The 19,702-nt window shown below is 43.8% G+C and carries 19 protein-coding genes; 14 read left to right on the top strand and 5 right to left on the bottom strand.

What is annotated here, in order from left to right:
- From QZ169_RS09410 to QZ169_RS09370, 9 genes are all read left to right on the top strand, one after another.
- On the top strand, positions 1–719 hold a 719-nt coding region (locus QZ169_RS09410), incomplete at its 5' end, for a helix-turn-helix transcriptional regulator (protein ID WP_295506606.1).
- A gap of 56 nt (positions 720–775) precedes the next feature.
- On the top strand, positions 776–1,189 hold the full coding sequence (locus QZ169_RS09405; protein ID WP_295506604.1) for a VOC family protein: 414 nt from the start codon (positions 776–778) through the stop codon (positions 1,187–1,189).
- A gap of 9 nt (positions 1,190–1,198) precedes the next feature.
- Positions 1,199–1,561, top strand: a complete 363-nt coding sequence (locus QZ169_RS09400; RefSeq protein ID WP_295506602.1) for a TfoX/Sxy family protein — start codon at positions 1,199–1,201, stop codon at positions 1,559–1,561.
- Between the two features lie 296 nt (positions 1,562–1,857).
- Complete coding sequence (locus tag QZ169_RS09395) at positions 1,858–2,775, top strand: DUF4299 family protein (RefSeq protein WP_295506600.1); 918 nt, start codon at positions 1,858–1,860, stop codon at positions 2,773–2,775.
- A 180-nt stretch (positions 2,776–2,955) separates the two neighbouring features.
- Positions 2,956–3,216, top strand: a complete 261-nt coding sequence (locus QZ169_RS09390; protein ID WP_002898091.1) for a SemiSWEET family transporter — start codon at positions 2,956–2,958, stop codon at positions 3,214–3,216.
- Between the two features lie 219 nt (positions 3,217–3,435).
- Positions 3,436–4,197 (top strand): nucleoside phosphorylase, encoded by a 762-nt coding sequence (locus QZ169_RS09385; protein ID WP_295506598.1) that lies wholly within the window; start codon positions 3,436–3,438, stop codon positions 4,195–4,197.
- A gap of 9 nt (positions 4,198–4,206) precedes the next feature.
- Positions 4,207–5,892: an ABC transporter ATP-binding protein gene (locus QZ169_RS09380; protein ID WP_295506597.1), complete on the top strand. Its 1,686-nt coding sequence runs from the start codon at positions 4,207–4,209 to the stop codon at positions 5,890–5,892.
- Complete coding sequence (locus QZ169_RS09375; RefSeq protein ID WP_295506595.1) at positions 5,885–6,721, top strand: energy-coupling factor transporter transmembrane protein EcfT; 837 nt, start codon at positions 5,885–5,887, stop codon at positions 6,719–6,721. The genes QZ169_RS09380 and QZ169_RS09375 overlap by 8 nt, the downstream gene beginning before the upstream one ends.
- Before the next feature lie 19 nt (positions 6,722–6,740).
- Positions 6,741–7,592 carry a CPBP family intramembrane glutamic endopeptidase gene (locus QZ169_RS09370; RefSeq protein WP_295506594.1) on the top strand — a complete coding sequence of 284 codons (852 nt, stop codon included), beginning with the start codon at positions 6,741–6,743 and terminating at the stop codon, positions 7,590–7,592.
- A gap of 85 nt (positions 7,593–7,677) precedes the next feature.
- Here QZ169_RS09370 and rsmG read toward each other — a convergent pair whose 3' ends face one another.
- From rsmG to QZ169_RS09345, 5 genes are all read right to left on the bottom strand, one after another.
- Positions 7,678–8,391: a 16S rRNA (guanine(527)-N(7))-methyltransferase RsmG gene (gene rsmG, locus QZ169_RS09365; RefSeq protein ID WP_295506592.1), complete on the bottom strand. Its 714-nt coding sequence runs from the start codon at positions 8,389–8,391 to the stop codon at positions 7,678–7,680.
- An 81-nt stretch (positions 8,392–8,472) separates the two neighbouring features.
- Positions 8,473–9,213 (bottom strand): ABC transporter ATP-binding protein, encoded by a 741-nt coding sequence (locus tag QZ169_RS09360; RefSeq protein WP_295506590.1) that lies wholly within the window; start codon positions 9,211–9,213, stop codon positions 8,473–8,475.
- A 57-nt stretch (positions 9,214–9,270) separates the two neighbouring features.
- Complete coding sequence (locus QZ169_RS09355) at positions 9,271–11,607, bottom strand: FtsX-like permease family protein (RefSeq protein ID WP_295506588.1); 2,337 nt, start codon at positions 11,605–11,607, stop codon at positions 9,271–9,273.
- Entirely contained in the window at positions 11,582–12,865 is a 1,284-nt protein-coding gene (locus tag QZ169_RS09350; protein ID WP_295506586.1) for an MFS transporter, read from the bottom strand. Before QZ169_RS09350 ends, QZ169_RS09355 begins: the two co-directional genes overlap by 26 nt.
- A gap of 61 nt (positions 12,866–12,926) precedes the next feature.
- Positions 12,927–13,544: a TetR/AcrR family transcriptional regulator gene (locus QZ169_RS09345; protein WP_295506585.1), complete on the bottom strand. Its 618-nt coding sequence runs from the start codon at positions 13,542–13,544 to the stop codon at positions 12,927–12,929.
- A gap of 153 nt (positions 13,545–13,697) precedes the next feature.
- Here QZ169_RS09345 and QZ169_RS09340 point away from each other — a divergent pair, with 153 nt between their 5' ends.
- The 5 genes from QZ169_RS09340 to QZ169_RS09320 form a co-directional block, all read left to right on the top strand.
- Positions 13,698–14,267 carry a LemA family protein gene (locus QZ169_RS09340; RefSeq protein WP_002915741.1) on the top strand — a complete coding sequence of 190 codons (570 nt, stop codon included), beginning with the start codon at positions 13,698–13,700 and terminating at the stop codon, positions 14,265–14,267.
- 1 nt (position 14,268) lies between these two features.
- A complete protein-coding gene (htpX, locus tag QZ169_RS09335) occupies positions 14,269–15,165 on the top strand; it encodes a zinc metalloprotease HtpX (protein WP_125405526.1) in 897 nt (298 codons plus the stop codon).
- Between the two features lie 76 nt (positions 15,166–15,241).
- Complete coding sequence (locus QZ169_RS09330; RefSeq protein WP_295506582.1) at positions 15,242–16,621, top strand: ABC transporter permease; 1,380 nt, start codon at positions 15,242–15,244, stop codon at positions 16,619–16,621.
- A gap of 457 nt (positions 16,622–17,078) precedes the next feature.
- Positions 17,079–17,960, top strand: a complete 882-nt coding sequence (locus QZ169_RS09325; protein WP_295506580.1) for a helix-turn-helix domain-containing protein — start codon at positions 17,079–17,081, stop codon at positions 17,958–17,960.
- 69 nt (positions 17,961–18,029) lie between these two features.
- Positions 18,030–19,702 (top strand): glycoside hydrolase family 70 protein (locus QZ169_RS09320; protein WP_295506578.1); only part of this gene is annotated, 1,673 nt, incomplete at its 3' end.

Raw genomic sequence — 19,702 nt, 5'->3', positions numbered from 1 at the left:
ATTTCCATTATAGTCCTTCCCATCTATCCAGAACTTTCAAGAAAAAGATGGGCTTTTCTATCAAGCAATATGTGGAAGCTCTTAAGATGGAAAAAGGGATTCAGGAAATTGTAGAAGGACGGCAAAATGTGACCGAGACTTCTATGGAAGCTGGTTATGATAGTCTAGGCAGTTTTTCCAATACTTTTAAGCGGCATACTGGACTTTCGCCTAAAAAATATTATCAGGAATCAACCAAGGCTTATGATTTTATGGTCAAACAGCTGGATGAGAAGGGAGCTTTATTGCATCAGGATCCCGACTGTAAAAGTGGCAATAGGCTGACTGTGGCGCTATCTTATCCTGAGGGGTATGAACCACGCATTAGCTGTGTCGGGCTTTTTAAAACCCGCATACCCAAAGAAGAGCCGGTTATCGGAGTCGCACTGAGTCAGGAGGGCCGGTTTACTTTTGAAAATGTACCCGATGGTCGCTACTATCTTTTGGCCTGTGAATTGCTGGAGGATTTACGCCTAACTAAAAACTATGTCTTGAAGCATAACTTTCGATGGGGCAGCGATGAGCCTCTCACTTTTTCAGGCGATAGCATCTATCAAGAGGAAATCAGCATGCGCAGGCCCTTGCCCAGCGATCCACCTATTACAGTTAATCTTCCAGTTTTAATCATGCGTTCCCTAGCCAAACAAGCGCAATTGAGAATAAGAAAATTTTTATCTTAATTGATAAACTGATACTAGAGATCTATTCTCAGATATAAAAAATTGGAGGAACAATAATGAAATTAGACGTGTTTTTAAGTTTTAATGGTCAGGCCGAAGAAGCTTTTCGTTTTTATGCTGACCTTTTTCAGACTGAGATAAAGGGACTTGTCCGAGCCAGTGAGATGATGGATCCAGCAAACTTTCCTGCAGAAAAACGAGATAAGATTGCCTGGATTGCCTTAGATACGGAAAACTTAACCCTGAATGGTGAGGATGTAGGCATTTTTAACGACCTATCAATTCCTAGCAATCACCAGCCCAATCAATGGTTAGTTCTGAGCCCAGACAGTAGAGAAGAAGCCGATGAGCTCTTTGCCAAGCTTGCTGAAGGTGGGCAAATTCTCTATCCTTTAGAGGAACAAGCTTTCGCAGAGTTTTATGGCCGCTTGATTGACCGCTTTGGTATCGGCTGGGATGTGATGAAATGAGGTAGAAGGATGGCTTATAGTGAATCCTTAGCCCAGCAAGTCCGTGCCATTTTAGCTACTGTTCTTCCCCCTCATGTTTTTGAAGAAGAGGTGGAAGAGAAGAAGATGTTTGGTGGTTTGGCTTTTATGGTCCGAGGTAAGATGACCGTTACTGTGAGTTCAGAAAGAGGTCAGGAGCTTGTCATGGTGCGCATCGGTAAGGAAATGGAAAAGCAGGTCCTGCCTAAAAATGGTGCCAGTGTCACAGTGATGAAAGGCAGGCTTTATCATGGCTATATTGATTTAGATGGCGAAGGACAAAAAGAACTGTTTTACTGGATTGGTCTAGCCTTGTCCTACAATCAGGAGCTGACACAGCAGGATAAAAAGTAAGAAGTACTCAGAATGAGTTTTGCTTTCTTAGAAATTTATTCATTACCTTTTTACGAAATTCAAATATATTCTTAGAATCTGTATTGATGAAGCTTTCAATCGGAAAGTATCTTCATGGATACAGGTTTTTTCGTCTTTTTCTTCCAAAAATGTTATACTAATACCAGAGTCCGTTTTTGCGGATGGGATTTATCCCTAAAAGTCTTGGAGAAAATCTAGTTTGTACTTGTATTGAGTTTTGATTTTGCATTTTCTAGCTTTTAGAAAGGCTTTTTGTAGTTAGAAAGGAGCATGGTATGAGTATTTCTTTTTACATTCAGAACCGAAAGGGCTTGTTTAGCTATAAGGCCGTCGAGACACCCCTGTCTCTAGTTTCCTTAGTAGAAGGTCTTGAGGTTGTAGGACTCGAGGGCGATAAGGCTTATCAATCCTTGGATCAGGTCGGAACTTTTCTGGCTGTCTACTGGGAAGGGGCAGGCCGAGGGTTTGAAGTTTATTATCTGCCAGACCGAGAAACCTATCAGATCCGCGTCTTGACACCATCGACGGTAGGCGACTGGAAAGGGGCTATTCTCTTTATGAGTCGTTTGGCTCAGAAGATGAAGCAGGATATTGTTGACGAATACGGCACCACTTACACTGCTGACGGGATTTTTAATATTGATTTTGAAGCGGATATTCTCTACGGCCTGAACGATGCCAGAGTTGCAGCTGCGCCTATGCATGTTTTCGAAGGTTATGCTCATGATTTGTACATGTCGCAGGAAAAACTTCTGGAACTATTCAAGGCTGAAGATCCTGTGGAGGAGTTTGGCAGGCAGATGGCTGAGATGCAGCAGGTTGAGAGTCAATTTTCTACTCCTAAGTATTATAAGGATCAGGGTGGGAAATACCTGGGTTCTTATGTTCTGGCAGAAGGAGTAGACACAGTCCTTCCAACTCAGCCCATGCCCAAGGGATACTTGGTTAAAGAGATGATTGAGAGCGGTGCTAGTCAAGACATGGAATGGCATCTTCATATCCTGATAGAGGATGGCAGCAGTCCGCAGGGCTATAAATATCTGACAACAAAGGATTTAAAAGCTTTTTTGGAGAAGATTCCAGAGACTCACCGTAGCTATCTGGATTCCAGCCAGATCCGGATTCAGCCACTTAGTCGACTGGAACTGGAAGCCATTTTGGATCAGCTTCCCGACGGAGAACCGAAGTTTTAGCGCTAGGAAAATCTACTTTTTGAATCTTAACAGAGCTGCCAAAAGGCGGCTTTTTTAGGTCTGTCAGCAGTTCTCACAATTTTGTGACTCTTTTCGATTTGATAACATTATTGAAAATATCTTGAAAATTTCAAAAAGAAACTATAGAATAGAGGTCAGTTTTATAAAAAGGAGAACGAAATGAAAGAAAAACACATGCTAATCTTGGGATGGGTGGCTACTTTTATGTCTGTTATGATGTATGTTTCCTACATCCCACAGATTATGAATAATCTAGCTGGCAACAAGGGTGATTTTATCCAACCTTCAGTGGCTGCTCTAAACTGTACTCTCTGGGTCATTTATGGTCTATTTAAAGAGAAGCGGGACATTCCTTTGGCAGCGGCTAATATGCCGGGCATTGTATTTGGCTTGATTACTGCTGCAACGGCCCTTATGTAAGATGAGATTGGGAGTTCTGCCCAGTCTTTTTTGTTGGAAAATCATTGGACAAAACATTCACTTCACGTGTAGCTATAGAGCTTGCCTATGGCTTTTCCTATGTAGAAAATATGCAGGCAGCGTTCAGCAGACCGCATTTTTATGATACAATGGTAAGATGAAGTCAGCAGAGTTCTGCTGGTTGTTTCATCAGGAAGAAAGGGAAAAGAGAGCAAGCCTATGATACTTGAAGAATTTGACCAAAGTCGCAAGGCCATCATCAACCCAGAAGACTTGAATGAATCCATAGAGGGTTTTCCGGAGACGGTTGTTTCTTGCTTTGCCAGAGAGACTTTCGCGCGGATGCTGGCGTATTTTGATCATGAACTGATTACGACGACCAGCATGGCAAATATTGAAATTCCTATCTATCGTATTTTCGCGGATGGACGGGAACTGGCCCTCTTCAATGCACCAGTTGGTGCTTCGGCCTGTGTGGCTATTCTGGAAGATTTGATTGCTTTTGGTATGAAAAAACTGGTACTTTTCGGGACTTGCGGCATTTTGGATGAGGAGATTAAGGAAACGTCCGTCATTATCCCGATAGCTGCCTTGCGTGATGAAGGGACTAGCTATCATTACCAGCCGGCTAGCCGTGAGCTGGAAGTCAATCTTGGCTTGAAAGATTTTTTGACGGCTTTTCTGGATGAGCGCGGGATTTCCCATAGCAAGGGCAAGGTCTGGACGACAGACGGCATTTACCGTGAGACACCAGCTAAACTCCGCCAGAGAAAGGCTGAGGGAGCTATCTGTGTGGACATGGAATGTTCCGCAGTAGCGGCTTTAGCAGCTTTTCGAGAGATATCCGTCTGCCAGTTCTTTTATGCAGCCGACCACTTGTCTGAGGAAGCTTGGGATATGCGCAACCTGGCCAATCATGCAGACTTAGACGAAAAAGATAAGATTGCCAATCTAGCGATTCAAATCGCTCTGGCACTATAGAGAAATAAGATGAAAAAACCAATTATCCAATTTGAAGACTTTAGCTTTCAATATCAGGCCCAGTCTGAACCAACCCTGAAGCAGATCAATCTGACTATTTACGAGGGGGAGAAGGTTCTGATTGTCGGTCCATCTGGCTCTGGTAAGTCAACGCTGGGTCAGTGCCTCAATGGGATTATCCCCAACATTTATAAAGGTGAGGCCAGTGGTCAGCTCTTGATTAAGGGGCAGCCAGCCTTTGAATCCAGCATTTATGATAAGTCTAATCTTGTCAGCACGGTTTTGCAGGACACGGATGGCCAGTTTATCGGGCTTAGCGTAGCAGAAGATTTGGCCTTTGCGCTGGAAAATGATGTGATGGAGCTGTCGCTTATGCGCGAAAAAGTCAAAACCTGGTCAGAGAAGCTGGATTTAGCGGAGCTTTTGCAGCATCGTCCCCAGGATCTATCAGGCGGTCAAAAGCAGCGCGTCAGTCTGGCTGGGGTTTTGATTGACGAGAGTCCTATTCTGCTCTTTGACGAGCCCTTGGCAAATCTGGATCCCAAGTCAGGTCAGGATACCATTTATTTGATTGACCAGCTTCATCGGGAGACGGCAACGACAACTCTGATTATCGAACACCGTTTGGAAGATGTTCTTTACAGACCGGTAGACAGACTAGTGCTTGTCAATGACGGACGCATTCTCTTTGATGGACAGCCGGATGACCTGCTCAAAACTCAGCTGCTAGCTGAAAATGGAATCCGCGAGCCGCTCTACATTACGACCCTGCGCCAGCTAGGCTTTGATGTAGAAAAGGTGGAAGGATTGTCCCGCTTGGATCAGCTGCAGCTGGCAGATGTGACCTTTGAGGGCAGGGATTGGTCTGACTCTGACAAAGGGCCTCAGGATCCCTTGCTGGAACTGGATCATGTTTCCTTTGCTTACCAGAGCGGCGGCAAGCCTATTCTGCAGGATATGAGCCTGAAGGTTTTCAAGGGTGAGCGGATAGCTATCGTTGGTAAAAATGGAGCTGGTAAGTCAACCCTGGCCAAGGCCCTCTGTCAGTTTATCGAGACTGAGGGGAGCTATAGCTGGCAGGGTCAGGATATCAAAGGAGACTCCATCAAGGAGCGAGCAGAGCGGATTGGCTATGTCCTGCAGAATCCCAATCAGATGATTTCGGCAGCCATGATTTTTGATGAAGTGGCTTTAGGCTTGCGCTTGCGCGGACTGGAAGAATCTGAAATCGAAGAGCGAGTCCATGCGGCTCTCAAAACCTGTGGACTCTATGAATTCCGTAGTTGGCCGATTTCGGCCCTGTCTTTCGGCCAGAAGAAGCGGGTGACGATTGCGTCTATCTTGGTGTTAAATCCTGAGATTATCCTCTTGGATGAGCCGACAGCTGGCCAGGACCAACGCCATTATACCGAGATGATGGACTTTCTGGACGAGCTCAATCAGCAGGGACATACCATTATCATGATTACGCACGATATGCAGCTGATGCTGGATTACTCAGATCGGGCAGTGGTTGTGGTGGATGGTCAGATTTTAGCCGATAAGGCGCCTGCGCAGGTGCTGACAGATCAGAAGTTGATTGCGGCGGCTCATCTAAAGGAAACGTCAATCTTTGCTCTGGCTGAGAAGATTGGTGCCGACCCTCTGGCTTTGACCGAGTTTTATATGAGAGAAAAGGAGAACAAGCATGCTTAATCAGCGAAAATTAATCGGCTACCATGCAGGCGAGACGTTTCTTCATGGTCTGTCCGGTGCCAGCAAGATGCTCTTCTTCGTTCTGGTATCAGTGGCAGCCATGATTAGCTATGATACTCGCTTTTTGCTGGGGCTAGCCCTGCTGTCTCTCTGCCTCTTTCGGCTGTCCCATATCCGCATCCGAGACATTTCATTTGTTTTAGTCTTTGCGGCATCCTTTGCTGCTCTTAATTTAGTGATGGTCTATCTTTTTGCCCCTCAGTATGGTGTCGATATCTATGGAGCCAAAGATGTCCTCTGGACCGGATGGGGAGCTTATAATCTAACAGCTCAGGAGCTGTTCTACCTCTTTAATCTCCTGCTCAAGTATGTTTCGACCATACCTCTGGCAGTGATTTTCCTCATGACAACCCATCCCAGTCAGTTTGCTTCCAGCCTGCATCAGCTTGGTATTTCCTATAAAATTGCTTACGCGGTCAGTCTGACGCTCCGCTATATTCCAGATTTGCAGGAAGAATTTTTCCTCATCAGGATGTCTCAGGAAGCGCGCGGGCAGGAATTATCCAAGAAAGCCAAACTGGCTCAGCGCGTAAAGGGAAATCTGCAGATTATCATTCCGCTGATTTTCAGCTCACTAGAGCGTATCAACACCATTGCCACCGCCATGGAACTGCGCCGTTTCGGCAAGAATAAAAAACGGACTTGGTATACCTATCAGGCTCTAAGCAAACGAGATATGCTGGTGCTGACACTGGCAGTCGCCTTTCTATTGCTTTGCTTTGTACTCTTCGCTGTCAATCACGGCCGCTTTTATAACCCGTGGAGGTAGGAAAGGGGAATAAGAAAGTATGAAAATAAAAAGAATTAAAGACCAATATGTCCGACAGATTCAAGTTGTTTTGATTATTTATTTGGTTTGCTGTATTCTGCGGATTGCAGAATACATGATTTTGAGGACGGATCAGACATTTTGGGGAGAATCTTTTGTCCACAAACTCCTAGGACTGGTACTCCTGGTTCCAGCTTTGCGTTTTTACGGCCTGAATTTCAAACAAATTGGCTTGGGGACAAAAAACTTGTTCCGTCGTGTTAGTCTAGGTCTAATCTGGGGAATTTTATTTTTTGCTTTAGCTTATCTGGTAGAAATCGCTGTGTTGCTGAGTCGAGGAAATTTTCTGGGGCTTGATTTCTATGTATCTGCTTATTCAATCAATGGCAATATCGGCCAGCAGAGGGGCCTTCTTTTTCTATTGATCTGTCTGGCAGGCAATCTCATCAATGTCCTCATGGAAGAAGGAATCTTCCGTGGACTCTTTCAAAAAGTTTTTGAAAGAAAATACAGCTTTATAAAAGCAGCTCTTTTTTCCAGTCTCCTTTTTGGTTTCTGGCATATCATGGCACCCTTCAGAAGTTTGCTTGATGGGGAAATGAGCTTGACAGGCTTCTGGATTAATAGTTTGATCTTAGTTCTCACTAGTTTTCTGATTGGTCTTCAATTTGCTCTTATGGCTAAGATGACGGGCAGTCTCTATATGGGCATGGCTGTTCATTTTGTTAATAACACGGTGGTTAATCTGCTTCATGTCCTATCAAAAAACGGAACGGATCAGCTACTTAGTCTTCGAATCACCGTGGCTCAGACCTTGTCATTTTTAGTTCTCTTGATCTACTATCAAATAAGAAAGCGGTCGCGCCATTGAGTTCTTTATACCTCAGTTTTCTTTTCGACTTATCTCAACGAAGCATTTAAAAAGCAGGCAATTACTGAATTGCTTGCTTTTCTTCTTATAATGGTCTTTTGTTTGGCATACCGGCTTTACGGGGGTATTTGTTGGGTGTTTCTTTCTTTTTTTCCACCATTGTGATAAAGCGGGGGTCCCCGTTTGGTAGGGCATAGCTGAGGTTGTCTCGGACCTTGCTAAAGAGTAAGTTGAGGGCATTTTTTGCTTCTTCCAGTTCTTCTGGAGCATTTGAAGCCTTGAGCGCTAGGAGCTTGCCACCCACTTTTAGATAGGGAATGGTCAGCTCAGACAGAACCTGCATCCGAGCAACCGCACGAGCAGTGACCAGGTCAAATTGAGCCCGAAAAGCCTTGTCCTGAGCAAAGTCTTCTGCACGGCCGTGGTAGAAGTGAACCTTGTCCAGCTCGAGCTCCTCTGCCAGCAGTTTGAGAAAGTTGATTCGTTTGTTGAGCGAGTCAATGATAGTCACATCAAGCTGAGGATAGATAATTTTCATAGGGAGGCTAGGAAAGCCAGCACCGGCTCCGATATCCAGCAGCTTGAGCTCTTGATTATCAATCAGGCCTTGCAAAACGGGGGCAATTGAATCATAGAAATGCTTGAGATAGACTTCGTTTTTCTCAGTGATAGCTGTTAAATTGATTTTTTCATTCCATTCGACCAAGAGTTCAAAATAACGCTCAAACTGATCTTTCTGGCGGTCGGTCAGCTCGATTCCCTGCTGGCTCAATAGCTGGTAAAATTCTTGCGGTGTCATAGTTTCATCCTTATCTGTCAGTATTCATCCTATTATATCATAAAAAGGAGACCCCAGCATTCTGCCGAAGGGCCTCTTTTCTTATATGCCAATCTGATTGAGCTCCGCCAAGAGCAGCTGGCGCCGATCCTGATTAGCAGCTGGGTCAAAGAGAACTTCTTTCTCTATCTTACCATCAAAAATAAGCAGCACCTTGTCTGCATAGGTAGCCACGCTGGCATCGTGCGTCACTAGGAGAATACTTGCACCCTGCTGGTGGAAGTGCTGCATGAGCTCCATAGCTTGACGGCTAGCCTGAGAGTTGAGTGCTCCAGTCGGCTCATCAGCAAAAATGATTCGAGGATGGTTCATGAGAGAGCGGCAGATGCCGGCTCGCTGGATTTGGCCGCCCGATACCTGATGGATAGAGCGGTGAGCAATGTCCTTAATCCCAGTCAGAGCCATTAATTCCTTGGCTCTTTCGTAGGCTGCCTTTCGCTCATTGCTTTTCTTACCAATGATACTCGGTAGACAGATATTGTCTAGGATATTGAGATTTTTCAGGAAGGTTGCCTGCTGGAAGACAAAGCCGAAAGCCTCTCTGCGAAGGCGGTCTAAGTCTTTATCTTTCATGGCTAGCAAGTCCTGTCCCTGGTAAAGAATCTGTCCTTGGTCAGGTCTGTCAATAGTGGATAGAAGATTGAGAAGAGTGGATTTCCCGCAACCAGACGGCCCCATGATGGCGATGAATTGGCCGCTTTCAATCTCCAGCGACAAATCACGGAGAATGGGCTCCTGATTTTCCTGATAGCTTTTGCTGAGGTTATGTGCTTCTAATAACATAGGCTTCTCCTCGGATGTAAAATAAATGCTAAGCGCTCGAAAGCTATCTGCTTAAGATTAATGTTCCTTGAGATAGCGTCCAATTTCCAGCTTGTTCAGAGCTCGGAGACTGATGTGTGCTGCTGTAAGTCCGCTAAGAAGCAGAGCCAGCGGTGTCCATAGAAAAGTAAGGGACTTATTGATGATGAGCTGGAGTTTGCTGATACCGAAGCTGCTGAGCAGCAGACTGCAGACTTCTTGCCCTAGACTAAGGAGCAGCAGGTCGGCTATTGCCAAAGCCAGCATCAAGATGAAGCAGACAGCGAGCAGGTAGTGGCTCCTGAGTCGTTCACTGCCAAATCCCAGCATCCGATAAAGTGCCAAGTCAGCTTGGTCATTGGTGAAAATCATATAGACAAAGAGAGTCATAAGGATGAAGACAATGCCGAGCCCTGTCCAGAAAACACTGGTCTGAATCAGGCGGAGCATGGCTAGCGTGTCATCAAAAGTCTGATGGAAAAAGTCTTCTACATCGGTTAATTTATAGTTAGAATAGCGTTTTTTCCATTCGTTGATTTTTTGAGCTTTGTTGCTAGCATCTTTAAGACGGATGGTCGTCAGACTATTGAGTGTTTGCGCTTGCTTTGTCACAAAGACAGCCTTGGCGGTCTTGCCGCCGTAGGTCAGGTCTGAGTAGATACCGACTACTTTTAGTTTTCTGGCTTGACCGTCTACTGTCAAGGTCAAGCTGTCTCCTACTTTTAGCTTGAGCTCTTCTGCCTTAAGCTTGGAGAGGGCAATTTCATGCTCGTTTTTAGGATAGCGGCCTTGGCTGTATTTGACTGGAAATCCTGCATGGTTTCCCAAAGTTACCCGCAACTGCTGTGTTTGACCTTGCTGGTCTTGATAGGAGAAATTCTGGCTCTGGTACTGATTAATCTCTGCGATATCCTTGTCTGCCTGCAGTTCTTTCAGAAGCTGGGCAGCCTTGGTATCGATATCATCAGTCTGAGAAATATCAACCAGCACATCTGACTGACCAGCTCCCATATACTGAATGAAATTTTTGTCCATCACAGTACTGTAGAGACTGGCTGGCAGCAGGATAAGTAGGCTAATCAGACTGACAATGAGCAAGATAGTCAAATAGAGTTTTTTATGATTCAGAATCGTTTTCAGAGCTAAATAGGGTCTGTCTAAGAGGGGGATAGTTGGTAATCCCATTTTCGGAGTAGAACGCGTCTCGGTCAGACTGTTGGAAGAAGCTAATCTTAGAGCTTGGCCGGGTGTCATTTTCTTAAAGGAGCTGAGAGGACGGGCAGTCAGCCAGAAGACCAAGAGACAGAGCAACAGAGCTACTAGCATTTCCAGAAGATAGCTATAGAAGGGCGTCGGACTTTGCCCCATAGACAGTGCCATCTGCTTTTTAAAAGGAGCACTTAGAGAAAAGGATAGTCCCCAGCCTGCGATGGTTGCTAGAGCTAGGCAGAAATAATACTTGGTCAGGTAGACCCTGCTGATAAAGCTTTGGGGCAGTCCCATCACCTTCATAACTGCAATCTGCTGCAGTTCTTCTTGAATTTTGGTCAAGAGGGCAAAGCGCATGCAGAGAAAGGTGATGCTAATGATAGCCACAACCAGCAGCCCCATGACTAGGATGACTAGAGCATCATTGAAGCCGTTAATCATCTTGATAGTCGGATAGGTAATCATAGGCGGTCCATTGGACTCAAGCTCTGCATTTTTATAGGCTTGCTCGATAGCTGAGATTTGGCTAAGCTTATGCACTCGAAAGGCAATCAGCTTCTCATTAGATGCAAATGTTTCTTTTTTCAGAGTCTGCAAATCAGTCTGCGAGATGAGGAAACGCTTGGAAGAGACTAGACCGGCATTCATCTGGGCATCTCGGATAAAGCCCTGGACAGTCAGCTGTAGCTTGCCGACCTTTATTTGGTCACCGATTTTGATTTTTCCGCTATTGTAATAATAAAGGGGGATATAAACTTGCCCTGGTCGAGGCTGGGCTGGCTGGTTATTCTGATCTAGCAGAAAGTCAAAGTTTTGGTTCTGACTGGAAAAGCCATTATCCTGGGAGCTGTCCTGAAGTGAGCCCTGCCCATTGATGTGTATGGCTGACCCTTCCACATTGACAAAGTCTGTCAGCTGCCAAGAGGCAATTTCCGGATGCTGCTGGACAAAGTTTTGCAGCCGTTTTCGGTCGACGCTTCCGCTGTGCATCTGTAGCAGGTGAGGACTTTTAGCTGTTTCCACAAAGCGCTCAATCGAGCTAGTGAGACTAACGGTCAGGCGAGTGGCTGCAAAGCTCAGAGTCAGAGTCAGAAGCAGGAAAAGCCCGATGACTAGCATGCTGACTTTGTTTTCTTTTAAATCATTTTTTATCAAGCGTTGAAACATATTCCAGCTCCTTTACTGAACGTGCTCGGGAGAGCAGATAAGCACCGATGCTGATAGAGATACCGGATAGGATAAAGAGCAGACCGTAGCCTCTGCCTCCGCCAACACCGATGATTTTTCCGACAGAATTTGCCAGCCAGCCAAAGTAAGTCAGTGATGGCTTGAAAAGAGTATCCGCGACCCAACCCATGCCGGCATAAGCTAGCACATAGCCCAGCTGAGAAATAATCCCGATGGTCCCCCAGACCTTGCCTTGATCGGCTTTGTTAATATTGATGCGGACCAGATAGTCAATGGCTGTATTGGCGAAAGGTAGGGCAGCAAAGAGGAGAAAGCCAAAGCTGCAAATCCAGATGAAGTTTTCCTTCATTCCCAGCCCAACCATGAAGAGTCCCAGTAGAAATAGTGAGAGACAGAGCATACGATGGAAGTGTTTTTTGATAGCAAATATCCCCAGAACTAAGCCTCCTATCAGCATCCCGCTGCTGGAGATGGTCATGACCCAGCCGACTGTTTTGGCATCTGCGAAAGCCAGCACCAAGGGAGAAAGCAGGATTTGGACTGTTCCCAAAAAGAAGGAAAAGCCTGTTCCAGCTAAGACTAAAAACCAGATGCCTTTTTTTCCATAGACGATTTGAAAACCTTTAAGGAAATCAGCCCAGAAACGACTATCACTGCTATAAACTTGCGAATCAATGGCCCTACGAGCGAGCAAGGTGCAGGCTACTGTCACGAAAATGGTCGAAAAATCCAGCAACAGAATCGTGCTGATATGTCCATTCGCCAAAATCATTCCAGCCAAGGCTGGTGAAATCAGATAGCGGGCAATGCCATTAATCTGGGACAAACCGGTTGCTTTTGATAACTGATCCTCCGGTAGCAAGTCGGAAATTGTAGCTCGAAAGGCTGGATTGACCAAGGCTGAAAAGAGCGAGCTAATGGCAGCTCCGATACAGATAAAAATCAAAGCAGGATTCTTCAGACTAAAGTAAATCCAGAGAACTCCTAAGCCTGACAGACCATCTCCCAGAGCCATCAGCAATCTTCGGTCATAGCGATCTGCCAGAATTCCAGCCAGAGGAGTAACCAAAAGACCGGGTAGAAAAGCACAAAGGGTAACAAAAGAAGAAACAGAAACCAAACCGGTCAGCTGGAAGATATAAACACCCAAAGCGAAAGAAGTCATACCAGAGCCGATTTCTGAAATGAGGCTTCCTATCCAAATCAATAAAAAGAGTCTAAAGCCTGATTGTTTCATAGTTGCCTCCTAATCTTGTGACATCAAGTAAGTGTAAATAGTGAATCTAGTGCTTATTTTCCTAGCTGGTTTGAGTCTGAATCAGGGATAGAAAGGGATCGAAGTAGCCTTGCCGGCTGTGAAAAATAGTTTCTAAAAGATAGAGAAAAGCCTGCAGTTTTTGCTGCTGTTTTTCTGTAGGTAGAGCCTGAAAACTGCTGCCAAAAACTTGAAGCGAATAAGTTAAAATCATTTCCAGGCTTTCGTAGGGATAGTCGGTCCTCATATCTCCAGCGGTGATACCGTCTTGGATGATGGGAAGTAAAATCTGGGGTGCCCGTTCAAGAAGAATTTGATTGGTCTTTTCGTGCAGGAGTGCATTTTGCGGCTGGTTGAGATGCAGCAGCACTCCCTCTCCCTCTTGATGATTAAGATTCAGAGCAGCCATGCTGCCAACCAAGCGCTCTAGGACAGTTAGTTCACGATTATCAGCCAAGGCTTGGGAAGCAGTAAATGCTCTTTCAATAGTTCGCTCAATGATGGCATCCATTATCTCTTCCTTAGAAGAAAAGTAATAGTAGAGAGTACCGCGGGCGATTTGAGTCGCTTCTAAAATCTGGGAGATAGAGGTCTGGTCAAAGCCTTGCTCCATAAAAAGCTTCTGAGCAGTATCTAAGATAAAGTTTTTTTTATTGGCCATGTTTGCATCCTTTTTATTAGTAAAATTTTATTCGACTGACAGTCGGTTTATTCTTTCCTTTATCGTACATCTTTTCTAAATCAATGTCAAGGATAAAGACAGTTCTACTATTTTTTGATATAATAAGTCTAATCAAAATTGAAGGAGTATATCATGACTTTTATTATTGTTCTTATTATTGTCGCGGTTTTAGCATTCTTCGTTGTTGGTGCGTACAATACCTTGGTTAAAAGCCGCATGCAGACTCAGGAAGCTTGGAGTCAGATCGATGTGCAGCTCAAACGCCGTAATGACTTGATTCCTAACCTCTTGGAAACGGTCAAAGGCTATGGCAAGTACGAGCAGGCAACCTTGGAAAAGGTAACCCAACTGCGCAACCAGGTAGCTTCAGCTGCTTCACCAGCCGAAGCCATGCAAGCCAGTGACGCCCTTTCTCGTCAGATTTCTGGAATCTTTGCAGTAGCTGAAAGCTATCCAGATCTGAAAGCGAACACCAACTACCTGAAGTTGCAGGAAGAACTGACCAATACTGAAAATAAAATCGCTTATTCTCGTCAGCTTTATAATTCAGTAACTAGCAACTACAATGTCAAGCTGGAAACTTTCCCAAGCAATATTGTTGCAGGAATGTTTGGCTTTAAAGCTGCAGACTTCCTCAAGACACCAGAAGAAGAAAAGGCTGTGCCAAAAGTTGACTTTGGCAGCACTGGACTAGGTGACTAAGATGCTATTTGATCAAATTGCCAGCAATAAAAGGAGGACTTGGCTCCTCCTTATCGCTTTTTTCGGTCTCTTGGCTCTACTTGGAGCAGCTATTGGCTATCTCTGGCTGCGGTCTGCTGTAGGTGGTATCTTACTTGCCTTGATTATCGGAGCGATTTATGCCGGAGTGATGATTTTTCAGTCTACAGAAGTGGTCATGGCTATGAACGGAGCTCGCGAGGTCTCTGAGCAGGAAGCACCTGAACTCTATCATATTGTTCAAGATATGGCCATGGTCGCTCAGATTCCTATGCCACGTGTCTATATCGTAGAGGATCCCTCTCCCAATGCTTTTGCGACCGGATCTAAGCCTGAAAATGCAGCTGTCGCAGCAACTACAGGTATCTTGCAAATCATGAATCGTGAGGAGCTTGAGGGAGTGATTGGTCATGAAGTCAGTCATATTCGCAATTATGATATTCGAATTTCAACAATTGCTGTGGCTTTGGCTAGTGCTATTACTATGTTGTCTAGCCTGGCTGGCCGTATGATGTGGTTTGGTGGCGGACGGCGCAGTAGTAATGATCGAGATAACGATAGTGGTTTGGGAATTATTCTCCTTATCGTATCGCTGATTGCTATCGTTTTAGCTCCTCTGGCAGCTACCTTGGTGCAGTTGGCCATTTCTCGTCAGCGGGAGTTTCTGGCTGATGCTTCCAGTGTAGAGCTGACCCGCAATCCGCAAGGGATGATTAATGCTCTGCTCAAGCTAGATCGCAGCGAGCCTATGGAACATCATGTTGATGATGCCAGTGCAGCTCTCTATATCAGCGATCCCAAAAAAGAAGGCGGACTGAAGAAACTTTTCTATACGCACCCTCCTATCTCAGAACGGGTGGAGCGATTGAGACAGATGTAAAAGCTGGGAGAAATCCCAGTTTTTTAATTGTTTATGCTATAATGATAGACGAATAATATAGTAATTAGGAAATGTAATGAAAAAACGAAAAGCCTCTAAAGATTTATTTGCAATTTTTTATATTGTTAATTGGATTCTGTCTATAATAATAGCCCCTTTGGGTGGCTATGCAGTTATAGTTTTAATGCTATCTACTATAGAATTTCTGAGTTCAGGCAAGACAAGCATATTAATGCATTTTATGATGTTTAGTATGATTTTTAAGTGTATTGTTCTAATCTATCTGTTTATTTATCTGATTTTGAGCTTTCGTTCGCTGATTCAGAGTATAAAGACAAGCAAGGACTCGCTTCATCTGGCTCCAATCAGTTTAATTCTGACTCTGTTGTTTCAGCTATTTCCATTCATCTCTGCTTTGAAAGATACGCTAACCATAGAACCTTATCGCTGGTTGATAGGGGTTGTGCCACTATGCTCGATTTTGTCTTTCCTCAGCTATCTTTACGCTCGGTATGGACTCAAAGGACAAAGAAAGAAGGCACTGCTCTGGGCAGGGCATGTGGTTAATGGCATGCTAACTTTGCTCATGGTTGTAGCTTTTTTTCAGCCTATCATTCCTCAACTAACACGAACCAGCCGAGTTCTCAGCAGCTTGGAGCAGGAGTACAAAAAGCGGGATATGGATGCTAAGGTAGAGGCTGTACCAAGTGGATACGAGAAAGAAGATTCGAATAATCCAGACTTTAATGATATATACCCAATCGGGAAATTTAAAGTAACTATTGGCAAGCATTCTTTTTATGAAGAAGTTCGAGTCAATAAGGCAGGAGGCATTGAAGAAGCTGCGTTTATTGATCCGAAAACAACACCTTCTCCCATCCTGCGAGTTATTCTCCAAAAGGAAAATAGTCAAGAAAATCTAATCAAAACGAAAGAAAATGTAGAAAAAAGTCTAGATAATATAGATGAGAGTGTTAATATCATTCCTCATTATGGGAATACAGAGGTTTCTGTAGAGTACATAACTAATCCTAAGCGCTTAAAACCCAAGAGCTTTGAGGAAAAAGATTTCAAGTTAAATTCTCTCTTTGATCTTACTGATGAGAAATTGCTAGAAAAAGAAGATGTTTGGATCAGTATTAGAATTGAGCTGAATCTGAAGCAAAGACTCTTTGATTCAGATTCAGGAGAAAAATTCTTGCATGATATGGACTATTCCCTCTTTCAGACAGGAAACTATGTCTTTGAGATAGAAGAGAGAGACAAGGATAATGTTACTAGTAAACAGCAATTTTTTGCCAAAGTCAAGGACGGAAAGTTAGTCCAGTTAAACAAGAACGACAGTGACCAAGACCTGACTGAAGGGTCAGTATCGTTGTTAGAATACTCTTATCGTGGTAGTATAGGCTATTCCATAGACGAAGGGTATGACCACATGGTTGATTGGTCTGACTGATACAGAAGGGAATAGAAGAGGGGGAGTTTTATGATTCTATTCCCTCTTTTTTTAGTCAAATCTATTTTAGTTCATTAGGTGGATTCATTTTACTTCCTTTCATTCATATCTAAAAAATGTTCACTCAGATTGTGTTACAATTTTATTTCAACTTTCTAGAAAAGCTTAGATAATCCAATTTTATTTTTGTATTAGTCAAAGACTTAGATTAGAAAAAGTCAGTATTTTCAAGTTGTCAGGTTGAACCCTCCTGACTTTCTTATAAAATTAGCATTTTCTTGAAAACCATAAAATTATCAGAAAAAGTCACTATATTGAGTTATTTTATTGTTCAAGTTAATCTATTTGTATCATTTAGAAATACAAAGTAGTTTTTTTGTAACAAAACAGAAATATATTACTAGTATATTAAATTTAGTAAAAAATTTTATTGCATATATGAAACCGGGGGTTCGGTATGTTGAAAACATTTGGAAAAATTTTCAAAGTCATTAGAGAATCAAAAAACATGTCTCTTAAAGAAGCGGCGGCCGGAGATATTTCAGTGGCTCAATTGTCCCGTTTTGAGCGGGGAGTCAGCGGTATCACGCTTGATTCTTTCTATTGCTGTTTAAAGAATATGGCTGTTTCTCTAGACGAGTTCCAGTATGTTTACCATAACTACATTGAGGCAGATGATGCGCTTTTCTCAAAAAAAGTAGCTGATGCTTATCAAGAAAACAATGTCGTCAAGCTCCAAAGTATTTTGGCTAGCTCAGAAGCTTTGGCTGAAAAGTTCCCTGAGAAGAAGAACTATAGGCTCAATACAATTGTTGTTAGAGCAGTATTGTCTTCCTGCAGTCCAGATTTTCAGATTAGCAAGAAAGATACAGAATTGTTGACTGATTATCTCTTTTCCGTCGAGGAGTGGGGACGTTATGAACTCTGGCTCTTTACTAATAGTGTGGATCTCTTGACCTTGGAAACACTGGAGACCTTTGCTAGTGAGATGATTAATCGCACCCAGTTTTATAATGACCTACCAGAGAACCGCCGGCGTATTATCAAGATGCTGCTTAATGTTATCAGCGTCTGCATAGAGGGAAACCATTTGCAGGTTGCTATGAGATTCCTCAATTATCTTGATCATTCTAAAATCCCTGAGACAGATCTCTATGAACGGATGCTGATTAAGTATCATAGGGCCCTTTATTCCTACAAGGTTGGGAATAGCCATGCTCTAAACGATATTGAGCAATGCTTATCTTTTTTGGAATTCTTAGATTCCTTTGGTGTTGCCCAGAAGCTCAAAGCTCAGTTTGAAAGAATTTGCCGATCACAGTTGCAGATGTGCAAATAAAATAGACTCATTTCTAAAAATATACTAGAATAAGAGTATAACTTTATACCAAATTCAGAAGGAGGTTTTATGATGGAGAAAAAAATTCATTATAAGATGCATAAAGTTAAGAAGAACTGGGTAGCCATCGGTGTGACTACCTTAGCACTTATTGTAGCACCAAAAGTACTTGGTCTCGAAGCAGGTCTTGTCCATGCCGATGATGTTAAGCAGGTGGCAGTTCAAGAACCAGCTGCAGCTCAGGATAGCGGTTCAGGGCAGCCAGTTCAAGTACAAGCCAACTCAGCTTCTCCACTGGAAGCAGAAAAAGCAACTTCTGCAGACAAGGAGACTGATGCTGCTGTAGCCAGTGAAAAGACTGCTGAGACTGCAGCAAATACGGAAGCAACAGCTCAAACAGATGCTCAAGAGCCAGCTAAGCCGGCAGTAGCAGAAGCAATAACTACAGAAAAGGCAGCCGTTGCTGAAGAAACCAAAGCAGCTAACGCAACATCAGAAACTGCTAAAACTGCAGCAATTGCTCAGGATAGACAAGCAAGTCCAGCAACTGTTCAAAAGCAAGCTGCTGACAAACAAGCAAAGAAGACTGTTACAGACAAGATTGTTGCAAATCCAAAGGTTGCAAAGAAAGATCGCTTGCCAGAACCGGCTCAAAGACAGGGAGCAATAGCTGAAAGAATGCGTGCTGCTCAAGCTCAAGCGGCGCCTGCTAATACTGAGCATGATGATGATGTGCTGGCTCACATCAAGACCATTGATGGCAAGAAATACTATGTTCAGGACGACGGCACAGTTAAAAAGAATTTTGCAGTTGAACTCAATGGAAAAATTCTTTATTTCGATGCAGAGACCGGAGCTTTGGTTGATTCAGCTGAGTATCAATTCCAGCAAGGTACTAGCAGTCTTAACAATGAATTTACCAGAATGAATGCCTTCCATGGCACTACGGAAAAGGATATTGAAACAGTTGACGGCTACCTGACAGCAGATAGCTGGTATCGTCCAAAAGCTATCCTCAAGGATGGAAAAACATGGACTCAGTCTACAGAGACTGACTTGCGTCCGCTTTTAATGGCTTGGTGGCCTGATAAGCAAACGCAGGTTAGCTATCTCAACTATATGAACCAGCAAGGTTTGGGAGCAGGAGCTTTTGAAAACAAAGTGGAACAAGCTATCCTGACAGGTGCTTCTCAGCAGGTTCAGCGCAAAATTGAAGAAAGAATCGGTAAAGAAGGCGATACTAAATGGCTGAGAACACTGATGGGCACATTTGTCAAAACTCAGCCAAACTGGAATATCAAGACAGAGTCTGAAACAACTGGTACTAATAAGGACCACTTGCAAGGCGGAGCTCTGCTTTATACCAATAGTGATAAGACTTCTCATGCTAATTCTAAGTACCGTATCCTGAACCGCACACCTACCAACCAAACTGGTACACCTAAGTACTTCATTGACAAGTCAACTGGCGGTTATGAGTTCCTGCTAGCCAACGACTTTGACAACTCTAATCCAGCTGTTCAGGCTGAGCAACTCAACTGGCTGCACTTTATGATGAACTTCGGAAGCATCGTAGCCAATGATCTGACTGCTAACTTTGACGGAGTCCGTGTCGATGCGGTAGACAATGTCAATGCAGACTTGCTCCAAATTGCCTCTGACTACTTCAAGTCTCGCTATAAGGTTGGAGAAAGTGAAGAAGAAGCCATCAAGCATCTGTCTATCTTGGAAGCTTGGTCTGA

The sequence above is a fragment of the uncultured Streptococcus sp. genome (assembly GCF_905372115.1).
In the GTDB taxonomy this organism is placed as follows: Bacteria; Bacillota; Bacilli; order Lactobacillales; family Streptococcaceae; genus Streptococcus.
The sequence above is the reverse complement of the archived record's forward strand: the minus strand, read 5'-3'. Positions and strand labels throughout refer to the sequence as shown.

Excerpts from the sequence above, each read along its gene's own strand:
- QZ169_RS09405 (WP_295506604.1), top strand. The coding sequence starts at position 776 with ATGAAATTAGACGTGTTTTTAAGTTTTAATGGTCAGGCCGAAGAAGCT.
- QZ169_RS09400 (WP_295506602.1), top strand. The coding sequence starts at position 1,199 with ATGGCTTATAGTGAATCCTTAGCCCAGCAAGTCCGTGCCATTTTAGCT.
- QZ169_RS09395 (WP_295506600.1), top strand. The coding sequence starts at position 1,858 with ATGAGTATTTCTTTTTACATTCAGAACCGAAAGGGCTTGTTTAGCTAT.
- QZ169_RS09390 (WP_002898091.1), top strand. The coding sequence starts at position 2,956 with ATGAAAGAAAAACACATGCTAATCTTGGGATGGGTGGCTACTTTTATG.
- QZ169_RS09385 (WP_295506598.1), top strand. The coding sequence starts at position 3,436 with ATGATACTTGAAGAATTTGACCAAAGTCGCAAGGCCATCATCAACCCA.
- QZ169_RS09380 (WP_295506597.1), top strand. The coding sequence starts at position 4,207 with ATGAAAAAACCAATTATCCAATTTGAAGACTTTAGCTTTCAATATCAG.
- QZ169_RS09375 (WP_295506595.1), top strand. The coding sequence starts at position 5,885 with ATGCTTAATCAGCGAAAATTAATCGGCTACCATGCAGGCGAGACGTTT.
- QZ169_RS09370 (WP_295506594.1), top strand. The coding sequence starts at position 6,741 with ATGAAAATAAAAAGAATTAAAGACCAATATGTCCGACAGATTCAAGTT.
- rsmG (WP_295506592.1), bottom strand. The coding sequence starts at position 8,391 with ATGACACCGCAAGAATTTTACCAGCTATTGAGCCAGCAGGGAATCGAG.
- QZ169_RS09360 (WP_295506590.1), bottom strand. The coding sequence starts at position 9,213 with ATGTTATTAGAAGCACATAACCTCAGCAAAAGCTATCAGGAAAATCAG.
- QZ169_RS09355 (WP_295506588.1), bottom strand. The coding sequence starts at position 11,607 with ATGTTTCAACGCTTGATAAAAAATGATTTAAAAGAAAACAAAGTCAGC.
- QZ169_RS09350 (WP_295506586.1), bottom strand. The coding sequence starts at position 12,865 with ATGAAACAATCAGGCTTTAGACTCTTTTTATTGATTTGGATAGGAAGC.
- QZ169_RS09345 (WP_295506585.1), bottom strand. The coding sequence starts at position 13,544 with ATGGCCAATAAAAAAAACTTTATCTTAGATACTGCTCAGAAGCTTTTT.
- QZ169_RS09340 (WP_002915741.1), top strand. The coding sequence starts at position 13,698 with ATGACTTTTATTATTGTTCTTATTATTGTCGCGGTTTTAGCATTCTTC.
- htpX (WP_125405526.1), top strand. The coding sequence starts at position 14,269 with ATGCTATTTGATCAAATTGCCAGCAATAAAAGGAGGACTTGGCTCCTC.
- QZ169_RS09330 (WP_295506582.1), top strand. The coding sequence starts at position 15,242 with ATGAAAAAACGAAAAGCCTCTAAAGATTTATTTGCAATTTTTTATATT.
- QZ169_RS09325 (WP_295506580.1), top strand. The coding sequence starts at position 17,079 with ATGTTGAAAACATTTGGAAAAATTTTCAAAGTCATTAGAGAATCAAAA.